Genomic DNA, 16,018 nt, shown 5'->3' with positions numbered 1-16,018 from the left:
GAGGTGCTTGTGGCTCACTACACTTTGCGGCAACTGAAATACTTCGTGACGACGGTGGAATCCGGCAGCGTCGCCGAGGCGTCGCGCCAGCTGTTCATCGCGCAGCCGTCGATCTCCAGCGCGATCAAGGGTCTGGAGGAAAGCTTCGGCGTGAAGCTGTTCATCCGCCATCACGCGCAGGGCGTGTCGCTCACGCCGAGCGGCACGCGCTTCTACCGGAAGGCGCAGGAGCTGCTGCGCATCGCGCACGAATTCGAACAGAACGCGCTCGCCGACAACGACGTGATCACCGGGCAGATCGACATCGGCTGCTTCGAGACGGTCGCGCCGCTCTATCTGCCGCAACTGATCGCGGGCTTTCGCGAACGCTACCCGGGCGTGAACATCCGGCTGCGCGACGGCGACCAGCAGGAGCTCGTGCAGGGCCTGACGTCGGGCACGTTCGATCTCGCGCTGATGTACGACCACGATCTCGACGGCACGATCGAAACCGAGCCGCTGATGCCGCCGCAGCAGCCGTACGTGCTGCTGCCGGAAAATCACCGGTTCGCGGGCCAGACGCACGTGTCGTTGCGCGACCTCTGTGTCGAGCCGATGATCCTGCTCGACGTGCAGCCGAGCCGCACGTATTTCGTCAGTCTCTTTCACGAACTCGGGCTCACGCCGAACATCGTGTTCGGCTCTCCGTCGATCGAGATGGTGCGCGGGATGGTCGGCCAGGGGTTCGGCTTCTCGCTGCTCGTCACGCGCCCGCATTCCGAATACACGTACGACGGCCAGCGCGTCGTGACGATCGGCCTCAGCGAAACGGTGAGCCCGTCGGGGCTCGTGAGCGCACGGCTGAAGCGCGGGCAACTCACGAAGCAGGCGCAGTCGTTCGTCGATTTCTGCCGCGAGCGGCTCGCGCAGATCGTCGCGGAAACGGTGCGATAAGGAACCTGAAGGAACACGAAAGCGCACGCGCCGCGGGAGGCGGTGCGTGCGTGTCGGTCAGGCGCGCCGCGTCAGGCGGCCGCGGCGAGATGGACGGCCAGCCGCCCCAGCATCGCGTCGCAGCCGTGGAGCTGGTCGAGCGTGACGAATTCGTCGGGCTTGTGCCCCTGGTCCATGCTGCCGGGCCCGCACACCACGGTCGGAATGCCGGCCTCGCCATATAGCCCGCCCTCGGTGCCGAACGCCACCGTGCCGAATGCATCGGAGCCGCTCAGCATCGCGAGCAGGCGCGCGGCCTCGCTGTCCGGCGCGGTCGCCAGCCCCGGATACGCGCCCAGCGGCTGCAGTTGAATGTCGGTATCGGGCTGCACCGCGCGCATCCTCGGCAACAGTTCGGATTCCGCATAGTCCTGCAACTTCCTCGGCACGTCGTGCGCATCGAAATCCGGCAGCGCGCGCACCTCGAAATCGAACTCGCATTCGGCCGGCACGATGTTCAGCGCGCGGCCGCCCTTGATCAGCCCCGTCTGCACCGTCGAGAACGGCGGATCGAATCGCGCGTCGTGCCGTTCCGGCCGTGCGAGCGCCGCGCCGATCTCGCCGAGCCGGCCGATCAGCTTCGCCGCGTAGTCGATCGCGTTGACGCCCGACGGCGCGTACGCCGAGTGGCATGCGGCACCCTTTACATGGCAACGCATCGCGAGCTTGCCCTTGTGACCGAGCACCGGCTTCAGTTCGGTCGGCTCGCCGATCAGGCACAGGCGCGGCCGGTGCTCGCGCGCGGCCAGTGCATCGAGCATCGGCCGCACGCCGAGGCAGCCGACTTCCTCGTCGTACGAGAACGCGAGATGCACGGGCATGCTCAGCGGCCGGGCGACGAACGCCGGCACGGCCGCGAGCACCGACGCGATGAAGCCCTTCATGTCGGCCGTGCCGCGGCCGTACAGGCGGCCGTCGCGCTCGGTCAGCCGGAACGGCTCGACCGTCCACGCCTGCCCGTCGACCGGCACCACGTCGGTATGGCCCGACAGCGCGATGCCGCCGCGATCACGCGGCCCGATCGTCGCGTACAGGCTCGCCTTCGTGCTTTCCGCGTTGTAGAACAGTTCGCTTTCGACGCCGAAGCCCGCGAGATAGTCGCGGATGAAGCCGATCATCTCCAGGTTCGACTCGCGGCTGACCGTCGCGAAACCGATCAGCCGTTCCAGCAGTGCGCGGCTCGACGTGTCATTCATCGCCCGGCACTCCGTAGCTCGGCGCGTCGGTGGGATTCAGCGCGCGCGTCTGGTAGTCCTGCATCTGCGGCCGATATGCCTGCCACAGCGCATCGAGCTGCCCGATCGAATCGGCCTCGGCCCAGTCGACGCGCAGGTCGACGATCGGCCAGGTCACATCGCCGGCCACCTTCAGCGCGGCCGAATGCACCGGCCCTGCCTCGCCGCCGGCCGCCATCGCCGCGCGCATCGCGGCCAGCAGGCGATCGGCGAGCAGGCCGGGCGCCTGTTCGAAGGCGCGCACCATCGCGTCGATCACGGCCGGTGCGGCCAGCAGGTTGCCCGCCGCCACGCATTGCTCGCCCTGCACCGCGTGATGCGTGCCGAGCGCCTCCTTGCCGGTGAAGCAGGCCGTCTGCCCCTGCCCGTCGATCACCGTGACCTGCCGGTACTGGCTCCAGCCGTTCGCGCTGAGCGCACGGTCGAGCGCCGCGGCGGGCGCGAGCTGCTCGTGCTCGATCAGGTCGAGGATCTGGGGCCCAAGCGCCGGCAGCGTGATGTTCTGCGTCGCGACGGCGCCGACGCCCGCGCGCACCCACGGGCAGCGCGCGCCCACCGCGATGCTCGACGAGCTGATCGCGATGCCGAGCTGGCCCGTCTCCGGGCAACGCCCGACGATGGAGAAAGTCATGTTTCCCTCCTACGCGCGGTTCGGCTGCCAGTTGTCCGGGATCACGGCGATCACGTCGATTTCCATCAGCCACTGCGGCTGGGCGAGCGCGGACACGACGAGCCCCGTCGAGATCGGATACACGCCCTTCAGCCACTTGCCGACTTCCTGGTACACCGGCTCGCGATAGCGCGGATCGATCAGGTAGGTCGTCGTCTTCACGATGTGCGTGAGGTCGCTGCCGGCTTCCTCCAGCAGCTGCTTGACGTTCTTCATCGCCTGCTCGGCCTGCGCGCGCGGATCGCCGAGGCCGATCAGCCTGCCGTCGAAATCGGTGCCGACCTGGCCGCGCACGTAGACGGTGTTGCCCGCCCGCACGGCCTGGCACAGGTCGTTGTCGAGCGTCTGGTTCGGGTAGGTATCCTTCGTGTTGAACATGCGGATACGGGTATGGGTGGGTTGGCTCATCGGAATCCTTCAGTCGTCAGGGGGCACGCCGCCGCACCGGCAGCAGACGCGGTGCGGCGGGCGGCGGGGGTTCGGTCAGTTCACCGCGTCGGCGAGCGGCTGCGTGTCGGCATGAGGCACGGCAACGTCCTGCTCCGCTTGCGCGGTCGAGCGGCGCTGCGACGCGTCGTGGTACTCGAGGTAGGTGCGCTGGATCGCGATGTGATCGGCGATGTGCCGCGCGTCGTGCCACACGCCCCAGATGAAGCTGGAGCCGCGCCGCGACAGCCACGGCAGCCCGAGGAAATAGATGCCCGGCTCCTTCGACACGCCGCGCTGGTGCTGCGGCTTGCCGTTGTCGGCGAACGCGTCGACCTTCAGCCAGCCGTAGTCGACCGCGTAGCCGGTCGCCCAGACGATCGACGTGACGCCAGCGCCGGCAAGGTCGAGCGCGAGGATCGGATGCGCGACGCAATCGGGATTCGGCAGGATGCGGCGGGCTTCCGGTTCTTCCGGCAGGTCGAGGCCGTTGCGGGCCGCATAGGCATCGGCCACGTCGAGCAGCGACAGGTAGTTCTCGTCGCCGCGTGCGAGATTGATCGCGAGATCGCGCTCGAACGTGACCACGCCGCCGTCGAACGACTTCGTCAGCCCGACGAGCGTCACGCCCTGGTTCGCGAGCTTGCGGAAATCCACCGTATGGCCGCCGCGCGCGCCGCTCACCGCGATCGTCACGTGTTCGCGGCCGGGCGTCGCGACTTCCTTGTCCCATTCGCCGAGCACGCCGAGCCACCAGCAGAAATCGCGGCCGCGATACGCACGCGGCGGCCGGTCGTGCGGGCCGACCGACAGGTACACCTGCCGGCCCGCGCGCTGCAGCTCGTCGGCGATCTGCACGCCCGACGACCCCGCGCCGACCACCAGCACCGCGCCTTCCGGAAGCTGCGCCGGGTTGCGATAGTCGGCGGAATGAATCTGCACGAGGCGTGCGTCGTCCGGCGCGATCGGCGGAATCACCGGGCGCTGGAACGGCCCGGTCGCGACGACCACGCGGTTCGCCTCGATCGTGCCGTCGGACGTCTCGACGATGAAACCCGGCTTGCCCGCATTGCGCACGACCTGCTTCACCTCGACGCCGGTGCGGATCGGCGCGTTGAACTTGCGCGCATACGCTTCGAAGTAGTCGGCGACCTGGTCTTTCGAGGCGAACGCGTCGGGATCGAGGCCGTCGAATTCGAGGCCGGGGAAGCGGTCATGCCATGCGGGGCCGTTCGCGACCAGCGAATCCCAGCGCCCGGTGCGCCAGCGTTCGGCGATGCGGCTGCGCTCCAGCACGAGATGCGGTACGCCCAGCTTGCCCAGGTGCTCGCTCATGGCCACGCCGGCCTGACCGGCGCCGACGACGAGCGTATCGATTGAAGTTGTTTCGACTGCCACGGCTGTCTCCTTCTGAAGTGCGGCTCGCTGCGAGGCTCGGATGCTCGTGTCGTCGCGCGAGTGGGAATGGAGACATTCTGCTGACAGCCCGGCGTGGGCGAAATGATGTTTTTTGTGGTTGTTGACGAGAAAAAAGCTGGGGGATCAGGGATGCCTCCAGACGGAGACATCATGCGTTCCGACGCCGGGTCGGCACTCGCTGCGAGGTGACGCGGCGGCAGGTCGACATGGCGAGCGAGGCATCTGCCGCGCCATACGGGAACGAATCATGCGCGTGAGTCGTGGTCGGCATTCAATGGAGGACGGCTCGATGAAACCCCTGACAATTGCAACGCGTCGCATTCTGGCGACCCTCGTGGCAGGCGGTGCACTCGCCGCGACCAGCACGGCCTTCGCGCAAGGCTACGGTGCACCGCAACCGAGGGTCGAGGAGCGAGAGCGCGCCCCGGAGGCCGGTGTATCGGTCGAGATCGGCATGCACGGCGACCGCTACTGGGACGGCCACCGCTACTGGGAACGCGACGAGTGGAGGCATCGTCATCCGCGTGATCGTGATCCATGGCGCGAGCATGAGCACGAGCACGAGCATCGTGAATAGTGACGAACGCCGCCTGGCGTACGCGCGACTTTCCGTGTGACGCCGGTCAAAACCCGGATCCCGATGCCAAAGCGCTCCGGTAAATAAGCGCAAACCGCGTCATCACACTTTTCCAGATCAGCTTGAACGCGGCCTCGTCTGACAAGAGATGGCCGCGCCTTCTTTTGATATTGCGCAGTGGCATGCTCGCCTGATCAACGGCATCCCTGCGACCTTCCACGCCGTCACATCGAAAGTAGCCGTGTACTCGCTGCCGGCGCAGACGTCACCGCCTTCGCCGCGTCGATCAACGTCTCCTTTTTGCCGTCCCATTTGGGCAGTTTGGCGGGCGGCAGCGGCACCACCTTGTCCAGGTTCGGCAGACGCAGGTCGGGGTCGCGCTCCAGGCGATCGGCAAGGACGCTATAACGCTCGGCGCGGGCGCGATCCTTCACGCCACCGGCTACCGGATCGCCATCATCGAACGCACCGAACAAATATGCAGCACTTTTGGCGCTACCGAATTTCACGCCTTCATGCAGAATCTTGAATGCGCGCGCATTGTCCTCGTCCAGCGACTTGTCGGAGCCAACCAGCGTCGTTCCAAGCGCATACGCGGCATCGCCGCTACCCTGGGCGAATCCACATTCAAGCATTTTGAGCGCAATTTTTCGGTTCCCCCAGAAACCGGATTTCGGATCATCGTAGACTGCATCGAGCTTGCTGCCCAAATAAGCCATGGCGCTGGGGCTGCCCTTGTCCGCCGCAAGTTGCCAGAAGGCGTAGGCACGACTGGCATCCTGCTTTACGCCCACTCCGTTCATGTAGTCCGTGCCCATCAGGTCGTAAGCTGCGGGGATGCCCAGCTTCATTGCAGCTTCGGTGATCTGCACGGCTCGCTCGGTATTGCGATCCACACCCAACCCCTGAGCGTAGGCGTTCGCCAGGTTGAGCATCGCCTTCCAGTGCTTGCGCTCGGCAGCCTTCTCCCATAGCGCAACTGCACCAACGTAGTCGCGCTGGTTCGGCCACAACAATGCACTTGTCATCTTCATCGCCTGCTGATTCCAGCGATCCGCGTCCGGGTCGACTCCCGGAACGACAGCGGCTTCGTGTACACAAACGAACGTATCCCGATGGGGGTTGAAAGCGTCGAGCGACATGTTTCGCGGAAGAGAATCATTCATCGAGCAGGCTGCGCATGCAATGAACAGGAAAGCCGAAACCAATCGGGTCAAGCCGATACGGTTGGCGGAAGTCGAACGCAATTGATTCAGCACGATTCGGGAAGCCTGTTCAGGAAAAGCGAACGCCTGTCGCACGCTCATCATGGGACGGATGCAGGAAGCCGGTCGGCGCTCCCAACGTGAAGAAACTGTCGTCGATCAACATCAGCAGCAGTTTATTTTCGATGCAGCTCGTGTCCCGTCCTCGGATCGGGTCAGGGAGCGGCGGTCGACCTATCGCCGGGGCCAAGACGGCAGGCGGGAAGCCCGTCGTCGCGATCATCGGCGACGGCTCCGCGCGCTACGCACCGCAAGCGTTGTGAACCACTGCGAGTCGGAGGTGCCGCCGCCGGCCGCACGCCTCTCCGACAATTCTTGACTATGCACACATCGCCAAACTGGTAGGATGCCGGTCGCCTCGGCATGAAAGGCAGTCACAGGATACCCGATCGATCCCTTTTAATGGATCGTGCCCCGCCATCCCTGTCGCGCCCAGCCCAGGCAACACGGTACCCCACAGCCCCCGTCGAACCCCGCAACACCCCGGCATCGCCCCGCGCGATCCGTTGCAGCAACCGTTGGAGTGGCGCACCCGCGCCTGTGAGCATGAAGAACTCGAAGCAGCCCCCCCGCCCCCCGCAGCACAAAGACCGCACGCCGCTGGCGCGCGCCGGCGCGCTGCTGCTGATGGCCGGCCTGCTGTATCTGCTGTGGCCGTCGGCCGAAACCGCGTACCTCGCGATGGAGTCGGTGATCCGCTGACGCGTACGGCCATCCGTCCCCGCACTACGCTATACTCGCGCAATGGAAACCCAAACCGCCTCGCCCAACGTGCATTGCTGGTGGCGCGCCTGACCCAGGCGGCCCGTTTCCTTTTGCATGTCCCAAACGTGATGCCGCCAGCGATGGCGGCATTTGCGTTTCTGCGCACACACCATGGCTGGCGGCTTCGATAACCCGGAGCTACAACCAACATGACCCACCCCGCCCGACCGACCATCCTCACCGGCGACCGCACGACCGGCCCGCTGCACCTCGGCCATTACATCGGCTCGCTGCGCGCGCGCGTGCAGATGCAGCACGAAGCGAAGCAGTTCCTGTTGCTCGCCGACACGCAGGCGCTGACCGACAACATGGGCCGCCGCCAGCGCGTCACCGAGAACGTGATCGAAGTCGCGCTCGACTATCTCGCGGTCGGCATCGATCCGGCGATCTCGACGATCGTCGTGCAATCGCAGGTGCCCGAGCTCGCCGAGCTGACGCAATACCTGCTGAACCTCGTCACGGTCGCGCGCCTCGAACGCAATCCGACCATCAAGGAAGAGATCCGCCTGCGCGGTTTCGAGCGCGACATCCCGGCCGGCTTCCTGACCTACCCGGTGAGCCAGGCGGCCGACATCACCGCGTTCAAGGCGACGCACGTGCCGGTCGGCGACGACCAGTTGCCGATGATCGAGCAGACCAACGAACTCGTGCGCCGCTTCAACGCGACCGTCGAGCAGCCGGTGCTGGTCGAATGCGAGGCCGTGCTGTCGGCGGTCACGCGGCTGCCGGGGATCGACGGCAAGGCGAAGATGAGCAAGTCGCTCGGCAACGCGATCACGCTCGGCTCGACGCCGGACGAGATCACGCAAGCGGTGAAGGACATGTACACGGACCCGAACCACCTGCGCGTGAGCGATCCCGGCCAGGTCGAGGGCAACGTCGTGTTCACGTTCCTCGATGCGTTCGAACCCGACGTGCAGAAGGTCGACGAGCTGAAGGCGCACTACCGTCGCGGCGGGCTCGGCGACAGCGTCGTCAAGCGCGTGCTGAACGAGCGGCTGCAGGCGTTGATCGAGCCGATCCGCGCGCGCCGTCGCGAATTCGAGGCCGACAAGGCCGAAGTGATGGCGATCCTGAAGCGCGGCACGATGCACGCTCGCGACGTGGCCGGCGCGACGCTCGCCGAGGTGAAGGGCGCGATGGGGTTGAATTACTTCGATTGAACGACGCAGGCGGCGCGTGCGCGAACGCGCTTTGCGCGCCGGTCGGTATCGAGCCGGCGCGTGGCGTTCACCGCGTCACGTGCGCGAGCGATCGAGCGAGCGAGTGTCGAGTGAACCGCACCTTCATCGCGATGCCTGCGCCGGCACGGACGCATGACACACCGCCTCGACCCGATTGCCGGCCGGGTCGACGAGAAACGCGCCGTAGTAGTCGCCGTGGTAATGCGGCCGCAAGCCGGGTTCGCCGTCGGACTGCCCGCCCGTCGCCAGGCCGGCCTCGAAAAACGCATCCACCTGCTCGCGGCTCGCGGCCTTGAAACACCAGTGCCGCTTGCTCGCGCCGATTTCAGCGGGATCCAGATAGACCGCCAGGAAAGTCGATGCGGTGTCGTTCGCATTGCAACGTTCGCCATAGCCGAGCGCGGTCGGCCGGTCATAAACCTTGGCTGCGCCGAGCGCGGCCATGATGGCATCGTAGAACGGGCGCGCCAGATCGATATCCGGCACGCTGATTGACACATGATCAAGCAGTTGCATCGCATCTACTCCGTTGAAGGGCACACGAGTCTACCTGAGCGGGGCATTTCGCACCGGAGTCACCCTGCTGCTCGTGGGCGATTCTGCGCCTCCGCCACCGTCGCTCGAGCGGCTATCCGAGCCGACGGCGGAGCGGCCGCTGGTCCACTCGCGACCTGCCGGTACAAAACGAACGCGGATGACGCATCCGGAGCCGCACGCAGGAGCGCAGCTGGATGCACGATGCGCCGCCGGTCGCGGTGCGCTGAGCGCCCCGCTCGCGGCGTGTTACGTCACTTCATTTGCATCAGCTGAATCAAGTTCCCGCACGTATCGTCGATGATCGCGACACGCACGGGCCCGGCATCCATCGGCTCCAGCGTGAAGCGCACGCCGAGATCCGTGAGCCGCGCGAACTCCGCATCGAGATCGTCGACCTGGAACGATGCCGCCGGAATGCCGTCCTCGTACAGCGCCTGCTTGTAAGGCCCGACCGCGCGATGGTGGCTCGGCTCGAGCAGCAGCTCGGTGCCGTCCGGCTGGTCCTTCGACACGACCGTCAGCCAGCGGGTCTCGCCCACCGGCACGTTGTTCTTCAGCTTGAACCCGAGCTTGTCGGTATAGAACGTCAACGCCGTGTCCTGGTCGTCGACAAAGATACTCGTCACGTAGATTCGCATGTCAATCGCTCCTGTCGCGGCAGCCACCGCCCTGCCACTATTCTTCGCCGAAATCGATGACAAATGCATCACCGTTGTCGATCAGCGTGCACAGGTAGCCGTCGAAGTCGTCGGCGATCACCGCATCGCGGTCGGGATCATGCGGGAAACGCACGACTCGCCCGACCCTGCCGCCCGGCGCCGGCCCGAAATCGATGCAGCGCCGCGACGTGCCGCCGCTTACGTGATCTGGTACGTCGACGCCGGCACGAATTCCTCCGGCAGCGGGCGGTCGCCCAGTTCGAGCACCGACCGCTCGATCGTACGCGTCATCGCATCGAGCGCCAGCGCGTTCGGCGCGAGGCCGAACGGCTCGGCCACCTCGCTCGCGATCGCTTCGAGCGCGATCAGCGTGTACGAGATGAACACGCAGATCAGCGGCGTGAAGAACTCCGTCGAATCGACGAGGCCGAACGGCAGCAGCACGCAATACGCATACACGGTGCGATGCAGCAGCACGCTGTACGAGAACGGGATCGGCGTCGACAGGATGCGTTCGCAACCACCGACCGACTTGCCGACCTCGTCGAGCTGCGTCTCGAACATCCAGCAAGTCGCATCGCTACCGGGCGCACGGCCCAGCGCGCGGACGATGTCGCCGCGCAACTCGTCGAGGATCGCGACGGGCTTGAAGCATTTGCCGCCCAGCTCGGCCGTGTGGTCCGCACCGAGCATGCGCTGCAGGTCCGCGGTCGGATCGGTATGACGAAGCTGATGCTTGAGCGCATAGGTGAGCGCGATCAGCAGGTCGGCGAGCCGGTTGCGCTCGGCGTCGCTCACGCTGTCGGGCAGGTAGCGATTGAACTGCGACGTCAGCGTACGCGCCGCGATCAGCAGGTTGCCCCACAGATGCCGCGCTTCCTTGAAACGCTCGAAGCTCGCGCTGTTGCGAAACCCGAGAAAGATCGCGAGCGCGAGCCCGAACAGCGTGAACGGCGCGGTGTTGAGCGGGATCTTCTCGCCGAAGATGCGCCCGTTCGTGAAGACCGCCAGCGTGCTGACGACCGCCATGAACACGAGCTGCGGAATGATCGATTGCAGCACGGAGCCGTTCCAGACGAACAGCATCCTGAGCCAGTTTTGTTGTGGTCGGACGATCATGGTGTTTTCTCGACTGCAGGGAATGCATCAAACGGCGCGCCGGCGCCCGATGCGCAACGGCCCGCGCGTGGCGGGCCGCTGTCGGGTGAAGGCCGGGGCGGGCAACGCGCTGCGCGTGATGATACGCCCGCGCCCGCCACGCCCGTCACATCATGCGGCGTTCAGCGATGGCCGCTCAGTGATAGCCGATATCGCCCTCGCGCACCTTGCCGCGGAACACGCGGTACTGCATCGCGTTGTACACGAGGATGATCGGCAGCACGATCACGGTGCCGACGAGCGCGAACAGCTGGCTCGAGTGGCTCGACGACGCGTCCCAGATCGACAGCGACGGCGGCACGATGTTCGGCCAGATACTGATCACGAGCCCCGTGTAGCCGAGGAACACGAGCGCGAGCGTCAGCAGGAACGGCGTGGCCTCGTGCGCGCGCTTCACGGTGTGGAAGATGCCCCACACGCAGGCGACGACGAGCACCGGCACCGGCAGGAACCAGCCGAGGTTGCCGCTGCCGAACCAGCGATGCGCGACGGCCGGCAGCCCGATCACGGTCCACAGGCTGACCACGCCCATCACGGCGAGCAGCACGCCCGCGAGCGGCTTCATCAGGAGGCGCATCTTGCGCTGCAGCTCGCCATCGACCTTCAGGATCAGCCAGCCGCAGCCGAGCGTCGCATACGTGACGAGCACGCCGATCCCGCACAGCAGGCTGAACGGCGACAGCCAGTCGAACGGCCCGCCCGCGAACTGGTTGTTCTCGATCTTGATGCCCTGCAGCAGCGAACCGAGCACGATCCCCTGGCAGAACGCGGCCAGCGCCGAGCCACCGATGAACGCGAGATCCCACATGTGTTGCGTGCGCGTGGCCTTCGCGCGCAGCTCGAACGCCGCCCCGCGGAAGATCAGCCCGACCAGCATCAGCACCAGCGGCAGGTAGTTCGCCGGCAGCAGCGTCGAATACACGACCGGGAACGCGCCGTAGAGCCCCGCGCCGCCGAGCACCAGGAACGTCTCGTTGCCGTCCCACACCGGTGCGACGGTGTCGAGCATCACCTGGCGCTCGGCCTTCGCATCGAAGAACGGAAACAGCAGGCCGATGCCGAGATCGAAGCCGTCCAGCATCACGTAGATGAATACGCCGAGGCCGATGATCGCGGCCCAAATGACAGGAAGATCGATGTGCATGGCTTACTCCGCTTCGGTGACGTTCAGCGGCGTGGACAGCGCGCTCTTGCGCAGCCCCGGATGCCGGTGCAGCTCGATATACCCGGCCTGGGCAGCCGGCCCGCGCTTCATCAGTTTCATCATGTAATAGATACCCGTTCCGAACACCAGGAAATACACGACCACGAAGATCAGCAGCGACACGCCGACCTGCTGCGCGCTGAGCGGCGCGACCGAATCGACGGTGCGCAGCACGCCGTACACGGTCCAGGGCTGCCGCCCGACCTCGGTGGTGATCCAGCCGGCCAGCAGCGCGAGGATGCCCGACGGCCCCATGCATACGACGAACCACTGGAACCAGCGCGTTTCATACAGGCGCCCGCCCTTTCTCAGCAGCAGCCCGAGCAGCGCGGTGAGCAGCATCAGCATCCCGAGGCCCGCCATGATCCGGAACGTCCAGAACACGATCGGCGAATACGGGCGGTCCTGCGGCGGGAATTCCTTCAGCCCGCGAATCTCGCCGTCCCAGCTGTGCGTGAGGATCAGGCTGCCGAGGTGCGGCACCTGGATCGCATAGCGCGTGGTTTCGGCCTGCATGTCGGGCAGCCCGAACAGGTTCAGCGCGGTGCCGCCCTTCTCGGTTTCCCACAGCCCCTCGATCGCCGCGATCTTGGCCGGCTGGTATTCGCGCGTGTTCAGCCCGTGCGCATCGCCGACGACGATCTGGATCGGCGCGAGCACCAGCAGCATCCACAGCGCCATCGAGAAGCTGCGCTTCACCGGCTCGTCGCGGCGCCCCTTGAGCAGGTGCCACGCGCCGCACGCGGCGACGATGAAGCCCGCGACGATGAACGCCGCGATCGTCATGTGCACGAGTCGGTACGGGAACGACGGGTTGAAGACGATCTTGAACCAGTCGACCGGCACGACGAGGCCGTTCTCGATCTTGTAGCCCTGCGGCGTCTGCATGAAGCTGTTCGACGCGAGGATCCAGAACGTCGAGATCAGCGTGCCGACCGCGACCATCAGCGTCGCGAAGAAGTGTGCGCGGGGGCTCACGCGCTGCCAGCCGAACAGCATCACGCCGAGGAAGCCGGCTTCGAGGAAGAACGCCGTCAGCACTTCATACGTGAGGAGCGGGCCCGTGATGTTGCCCGCGACACGCGAAAAGCCGGCCCAGTTGGTGCCGAACTCGTACGCCATCACGACGCCGGAGACCACGCCCATCCCGAAGCCGATCGCGAAGATCTTCGACCAGAACTGGAACATGGATTTGTAGGCGGCATCGCCGGTGACGAGGTAGCGCCATTCCAGCACTGCCAGGAAGCTCGCCATACCGATGCTGATCGCGGGAAACACGATGTGGAACGACACCGTGAACGCGAATTGCAAGCGGGCGAGATGGAACGCATCGAAGATTTCCATGACCGTAATTTGCTCGTGGTTGTGAGGACGTACGCTCGAAGCAGGAAATCGCGCGACGGCTTGGCGACAACACATGCGAACACAAACGGTCACTCGCATGGCATCGAAGCGTGAATGACGATATCGCGTTTGCAACGATACTCGCAATCGTTCGAACGTGCGTTGAAACTGTGCTGCTTACGCCGCCGAAGATGTGTGCACGGAAAACACATTTCGTGCCTGCGGGAGGGTCAGCTGTACTGCTTTCGGCATTGCAGCGCTGTACATCCGGCGCGCCTGTCATCCCCGTTAACATCCCATGAAACGCCTGCCCGAAGCGACGGCGCGCCCCTTCGGCCGCGCCCGCCCGGCAGCCTCCCGATTCCCCTGGTCCGGCGTACCCGCCCGACCCGGCCGGCCCGCCGGCCGATCCGCCTGGAGAAAACCGCATGGAGTCCTGCATCCGCCGCGACGCTCCGACCGGCAGCACCGCGTGTCAGGTGACGCGCCACCGTGCCGGCGAAGCGCGCGACGCCGTCGACAGCGTCGTCGACGAAACGCCGGTTGCACTCGTGTTCAACGACATTGCGCACACGGTCATGATGGCGACGCCGATCGACCTCGACGTGTTCGGCCTCGGCTTCGCGCTGAGCGAAGGGATTGTCGAACGCGCATCGGACGTCTTCGACATCGAAAGCGAATGCCGTGCCGGCAGCGCCGAAGTGCGGCTGACCGTGTCGCAGCAGGCGTTCATGGCGATGAAGGCGCACCGGCGCGCGCTGGCCGGCCGCACCGGCTGCGGCGTCTGCGGGATCGAAAGCATCGCGCAGCTCGACCTGCACCCGCCGCGCATCGCCGCCGCCGGCACGGCCGCCGGTATCGGCGCACCTGCGATCGAACGTGCCGCGCGCGCGTTGCCGGCCCACCAGACGCTGATGCGCGAGACGGGCGGCATCCATGCGGCTGCGTGGTGCAACCGCGACGGCGACGTGCTCGACGTGTTCGAGGACGTCGGCCGCCACAACGCGCTCGACAAGCTGATCGGCCGGCTCGCGCGGCGCCGCGCGAACCTGCACGACGGCTTCGTGTTCCTGTCGAGCCGCGCAAGCTACGAACTGGTGCGCAAGGCCGCGCGGGTCGGCATCCCGATGATCGCGACGATCTCGGCGCCGACCTCGCTCGCGATCGACGTCGCCCGTGAAGCCGGCGTGCGGCTGGTCGGCTTCTGCCGCAACGACGGCTTCGTCGAGTACGTGTCGCCCGACGCCGCTCAACCCTCTCAACCCGATCAACCCGCGCTCGCTCAAGCGCATCCGGCGCGCTCCCGATGAAACCCCTGACCGATTTCGACACCGCGCAGCAGCATTTCGCCACTGCGTTCGCGCCGCTCGGCGCCACCACGTCCGTCCCGGTCGCGGAAGCCGCCGGCCACGTGCTGGCCGCGCCGCTCACCGCCGTGCTCGATCAGCCGCCGGCCGACCAGAGCGCGATGGACGGCTACGCCGTGCGTCACGCGGATCTCGCGCACGGCGAGCCGCTGCACGTCGCGCAGCGCTGCTATGCGGGCGACACGCCGGCACCGCTGGCCCCGCGCACGGCCGCACGCATCTTCACCGGCAGCGTGATTCCGCCCGGCGCGGACACCGTCGTGATGCAGGAACACGCACGCGAGCGGGACGGCTGGGTCGCGTTCGACGCGCCGCAGCGCAGCGGCTCGCACATCCGCCGCCAGGGCGAGGAAGTGCGCGCCGGCGACCGGCTCGTGCCGGCCGGCGTGCGCATGGGCCCGATGCACGTCGGCGTGGCCGCCGCGCAGGGGTTCGCGCGCGTCGACGTGCGCCCGGCGCTGCGCGTCGGCATCCTGACGACCGGCGACGAGCTCGTCGCGTGCGGGCAGCCGCGTGCGCCGCAACAGATTTACAACAGCAATGCGCCGATGCTCGCCGCGCTGGTCGCGGGAACCGGGGCCGAGGTCGCGATGCGCCTGCATGCAGCCGACACCGCGGCCGCCGTCGATCGTGCGCTGCGCGATCTGCATGCGGGCTGCGACCTGGTGATCTGCGTCGGCGGCGCGTCGGTCGGCGACAAGGATCTGCTGCGCCCCGCGCTGGACGCGCTCGGCGCGTCGTTCATCGTCGCCGGCGTGCGCATGAAGCCGGGCAAGCCGGTTGCACTCGCCCGGCTCGACACGCGGCCGGTGGTGTTGCTGCCCGGCAATCCGGGGGCCGCGATGACAGCGTTCGCGCTGTTCGTCGCACCGCTGATCCGGCGCCTGCAGGGGCGCCACGCACGCCTGCCGATCGTGCCGTCGCTGCCGATCGACGCCGACTTCGAACCGGATGCGCAGCGCGAGCGCTTCGTGCGCGTGCACTGCACCGTCGGCCTCGACGGCACGCCCGCGCTCGACACGTTGCGCCAGCAAGGCGCCGGCACGCTGCAGTCGCTCGTGCAGGCGAGCGGGCTGGCGCGGCTGCCGGCCGGGCAGCGCATCGCGTGCGGCGACGCGGTTCCGTATTACGAATTCGCGCACTGGCTCGCATGAGCGCGACGCCGCTCACCCGCCCGATTCGCGGCATTCGCCGCCGCGCCGGCCGCCCGGCGAACTGTATCCCTGCAATTCGGGC

General features: G+C 66.7%; 17 protein-coding genes. 7 read left to right on the top strand and 10 right to left on the bottom strand.

Annotated elements, in window-relative coordinates:
• Positions 1-9 precede the first annotated feature (9 nt).
• Positions 10-933, top strand: coding sequence for a LysR substrate-binding domain-containing protein (locus CFB43_RS34580; RefSeq protein ID WP_089476051.1), 924 nt, complete (start codon positions 10-12; stop codon positions 931-933).
• Positions 934-1,004: 71 nt separating this feature from the next.
• Here CFB43_RS34580 and argE read toward each other — a convergent pair whose 3' ends face one another.
• From argE to CFB43_RS34560, 4 genes are all read right to left on the bottom strand, one after another.
• Positions 1,005-2,168: an acetylornithine deacetylase gene (gene argE / locus CFB43_RS34575; RefSeq protein ID WP_089498594.1), complete on the bottom strand. Its 1,164-nt coding sequence runs from the start codon at positions 2,166-2,168 to the stop codon at positions 1,005-1,007.
• The gene (locus CFB43_RS34570) at positions 2,161-2,838 is read right to left on the bottom strand and encodes a DUF1028 domain-containing protein (RefSeq protein WP_089498593.1); all 678 of its coding nucleotides are present in this window, start codon (positions 2,836-2,838) and stop codon (positions 2,161-2,163) included. The genes argE and CFB43_RS34570 overlap by 8 nt, the downstream gene beginning before the upstream one ends.
• 9 nt (positions 2,839-2,847) lie before the next feature.
• Positions 2,848-3,285 carry a RidA family protein gene (locus tag CFB43_RS34565; RefSeq protein WP_089498592.1) on the bottom strand — a complete coding sequence of 146 codons (438 nt, stop codon included), beginning with the start codon at positions 3,283-3,285 and terminating at the stop codon, positions 2,848-2,850.
• A 75-nt stretch (positions 3,286-3,360) separates the two neighbouring features.
• Complete coding sequence (locus CFB43_RS34560; protein ID WP_089498591.1) at positions 3,361-4,701, bottom strand: flavin-containing monooxygenase; 1,341 nt, start codon at positions 4,699-4,701, stop codon at positions 3,361-3,363.
• 310 nt (positions 4,702-5,011) lie between these two features.
• On the opposite strand from CFB43_RS34560, the gene CFB43_RS34555 reads away from it, so the two are divergent.
• Positions 5,012-5,299, top strand: a complete 288-nt coding sequence (locus CFB43_RS34555) for a hypothetical protein (RefSeq protein WP_089499055.1) — start codon at positions 5,012-5,014, stop codon at positions 5,297-5,299.
• Positions 5,300-5,523: 224 nt separating this feature from the next.
• Here CFB43_RS34555 and CFB43_RS34550 read toward each other — a convergent pair whose 3' ends face one another.
• Complete coding sequence (locus CFB43_RS34550) at positions 5,524-6,609, bottom strand: tetratricopeptide repeat protein (protein ID WP_226273910.1); 1,086 nt, start codon at positions 6,607-6,609, stop codon at positions 5,524-5,526.
• Positions 6,610-6,644: 35 nt separating this feature from the next.
• On the opposite strand from CFB43_RS34550, the gene CFB43_RS38195 reads away from it, so the two are divergent.
• From CFB43_RS38195 to trpS, 3 genes are all read left to right on the top strand, one after another.
• Entirely contained in the window at positions 6,645-6,827 is a 183-nt protein-coding gene (locus CFB43_RS38195; protein WP_144023166.1) for a hypothetical protein, read from the top strand.
• Between the two features lie 283 nt (positions 6,828-7,110).
• Positions 7,111-7,266 (top strand): hypothetical protein, encoded by a 156-nt coding sequence (locus CFB43_RS38650; RefSeq protein WP_174970848.1) that lies wholly within the window; start codon positions 7,111-7,113, stop codon positions 7,264-7,266.
• Positions 7,267-7,478: 212 nt separating this feature from the next.
• A complete protein-coding gene (gene trpS, locus CFB43_RS34545; protein ID WP_089498590.1) occupies positions 7,479-8,492 on the top strand; it encodes a tryptophan--tRNA ligase in 1,014 nt (337 codons plus the stop codon).
• Between the two features lie 123 nt (positions 8,493-8,615).
• Here trpS and CFB43_RS34540 read toward each other — a convergent pair whose 3' ends face one another.
• The 5 genes from CFB43_RS34540 to CFB43_RS34515 all read right to left on the bottom strand — a co-directional run bounded on the left by CFB43_RS34540 (position 8,616) and on the right by CFB43_RS34515 (position 13,415).
• Positions 8,616-9,029 carry a VOC family protein gene (locus CFB43_RS34540; RefSeq protein WP_089498589.1) on the bottom strand — a complete coding sequence of 138 codons (414 nt, stop codon included), beginning with the start codon at positions 9,027-9,029 and terminating at the stop codon, positions 8,616-8,618.
• Between the two features lie 272 nt (positions 9,030-9,301).
• Positions 9,302-9,688 carry a VOC family protein gene (locus tag CFB43_RS34535; RefSeq protein ID WP_089429578.1) on the bottom strand — a complete coding sequence of 129 codons (387 nt, stop codon included), beginning with the start codon at positions 9,686-9,688 and terminating at the stop codon, positions 9,302-9,304.
• Positions 9,689-9,907: 219 nt separating this feature from the next.
• Entirely contained in the window at positions 9,908-10,828 is a 921-nt protein-coding gene (locus CFB43_RS34525) for a bestrophin family protein (RefSeq protein ID WP_089498588.1), read from the bottom strand.
• A 175-nt stretch (positions 10,829-11,003) separates the two neighbouring features.
• Positions 11,004-12,011, bottom strand: a complete 1,008-nt coding sequence (cydB, locus tag CFB43_RS34520) for a cytochrome d ubiquinol oxidase subunit II (RefSeq protein WP_089444122.1) — start codon at positions 12,009-12,011, stop codon at positions 11,004-11,006.
• 3 nt (positions 12,012-12,014) lie between these two features.
• Positions 12,015-13,415, bottom strand: a complete 1,401-nt coding sequence (locus tag CFB43_RS34515; RefSeq protein WP_089498587.1) for a cytochrome ubiquinol oxidase subunit I — start codon at positions 13,413-13,415, stop codon at positions 12,015-12,017.
• 428 nt (positions 13,416-13,843) lie between these two features.
• On the opposite strand from CFB43_RS34515, the gene fdhD reads away from it, so the two are divergent.
• Together fdhD and CFB43_RS34505 are read left to right on the top strand one after the other, a co-directional pair.
• Positions 13,844-14,725 (top strand): formate dehydrogenase accessory sulfurtransferase FdhD, encoded by an 882-nt coding sequence (gene fdhD / locus CFB43_RS34510; protein WP_089498586.1) that lies wholly within the window; start codon positions 13,844-13,846, stop codon positions 14,723-14,725.
• Positions 14,722-15,936, top strand: coding sequence for a molybdopterin molybdotransferase MoeA (locus tag CFB43_RS34505; protein WP_089498585.1), 1,215 nt, complete (start codon positions 14,722-14,724; stop codon positions 15,934-15,936). The genes fdhD and CFB43_RS34505 overlap by 4 nt, the downstream gene beginning before the upstream one ends.
• Positions 15,937-16,018 lie beyond the last annotated feature (82 nt).

It is taken from the genome of Burkholderia sp. AU15512, assembly GCF_002223325.1.
GTDB lineage: Bacteria > Pseudomonadota > Gammaproteobacteria > Burkholderiales > Burkholderiaceae > Burkholderia.
Note: the sequence above shows the minus strand (reverse complement) of the source record. Positions and strands in the feature narration are given on the sequence as shown.

What these genes read in the sequence shown, in the direction of transcription:
- argE (WP_089498594.1), bottom strand. Translation starts at nt 2,168, where the DNA reads ATGAATGACACGTCGAGCCGCGCACTGCTGGAACGGCTGATCGGTTTC.
- CFB43_RS34570 (WP_089498593.1), bottom strand. Translation starts at nt 2,838, where the DNA reads ATGACTTTCTCCATCGTCGGGCGTTGCCCGGAGACGGGCCAGCTCGGC.
- CFB43_RS34565 (WP_089498592.1), bottom strand. Translation starts at nt 3,285, where the DNA reads ATGAGCCAACCCACCCATACCCGTATCCGCATGTTCAACACGAAGGAT.
- CFB43_RS34555 (WP_089499055.1), top strand. Translation starts at nt 5,012, where the DNA reads ATGAAACCCCTGACAATTGCAACGCGTCGCATTCTGGCGACCCTCGTG.
- CFB43_RS34550 (WP_226273910.1), bottom strand. Translation starts at nt 6,609, where the DNA reads ATGATGAGCGTGCGACAGGCGTTCGCTTTTCCTGAACAGGCTTCCCGA.
- CFB43_RS38650 (WP_174970848.1), top strand. Translation starts at nt 7,111, where the DNA reads ATGAAGAACTCGAAGCAGCCCCCCCGCCCCCCGCAGCACAAAGACCGC.
- trpS (WP_089498590.1), top strand. Translation starts at nt 7,479, where the DNA reads ATGACCCACCCCGCCCGACCGACCATCCTCACCGGCGACCGCACGACC.
- CFB43_RS34540 (WP_089498589.1), bottom strand. Translation starts at nt 9,029, where the DNA reads ATGCAACTGCTTGATCATGTGTCAATCAGCGTGCCGGATATCGATCTG.
- CFB43_RS34535 (WP_089429578.1), bottom strand. Translation starts at nt 9,688, where the DNA reads ATGCGAATCTACGTGACGAGTATCTTTGTCGACGACCAGGACACGGCG.
- CFB43_RS34525 (WP_089498588.1), bottom strand. Translation starts at nt 10,828, where the DNA reads ATGATCGTCCGACCACAACAAAACTGGCTCAGGATGCTGTTCGTCTGG.
- cydB (WP_089444122.1), bottom strand. Translation starts at nt 12,011, where the DNA reads ATGCACATCGATCTTCCTGTCATTTGGGCCGCGATCATCGGCCTCGGC.
- CFB43_RS34515 (WP_089498587.1), bottom strand. Translation starts at nt 13,415, where the DNA reads ATGGAAATCTTCGATGCGTTCCATCTCGCCCGCTTGCAATTCGCGTTC.
- fdhD (WP_089498586.1), top strand. Translation starts at nt 13,844, where the DNA reads ATGGAGTCCTGCATCCGCCGCGACGCTCCGACCGGCAGCACCGCGTGT.
- CFB43_RS34505 (WP_089498585.1), top strand. Translation starts at nt 14,722, where the DNA reads ATGAAACCCCTGACCGATTTCGACACCGCGCAGCAGCATTTCGCCACT.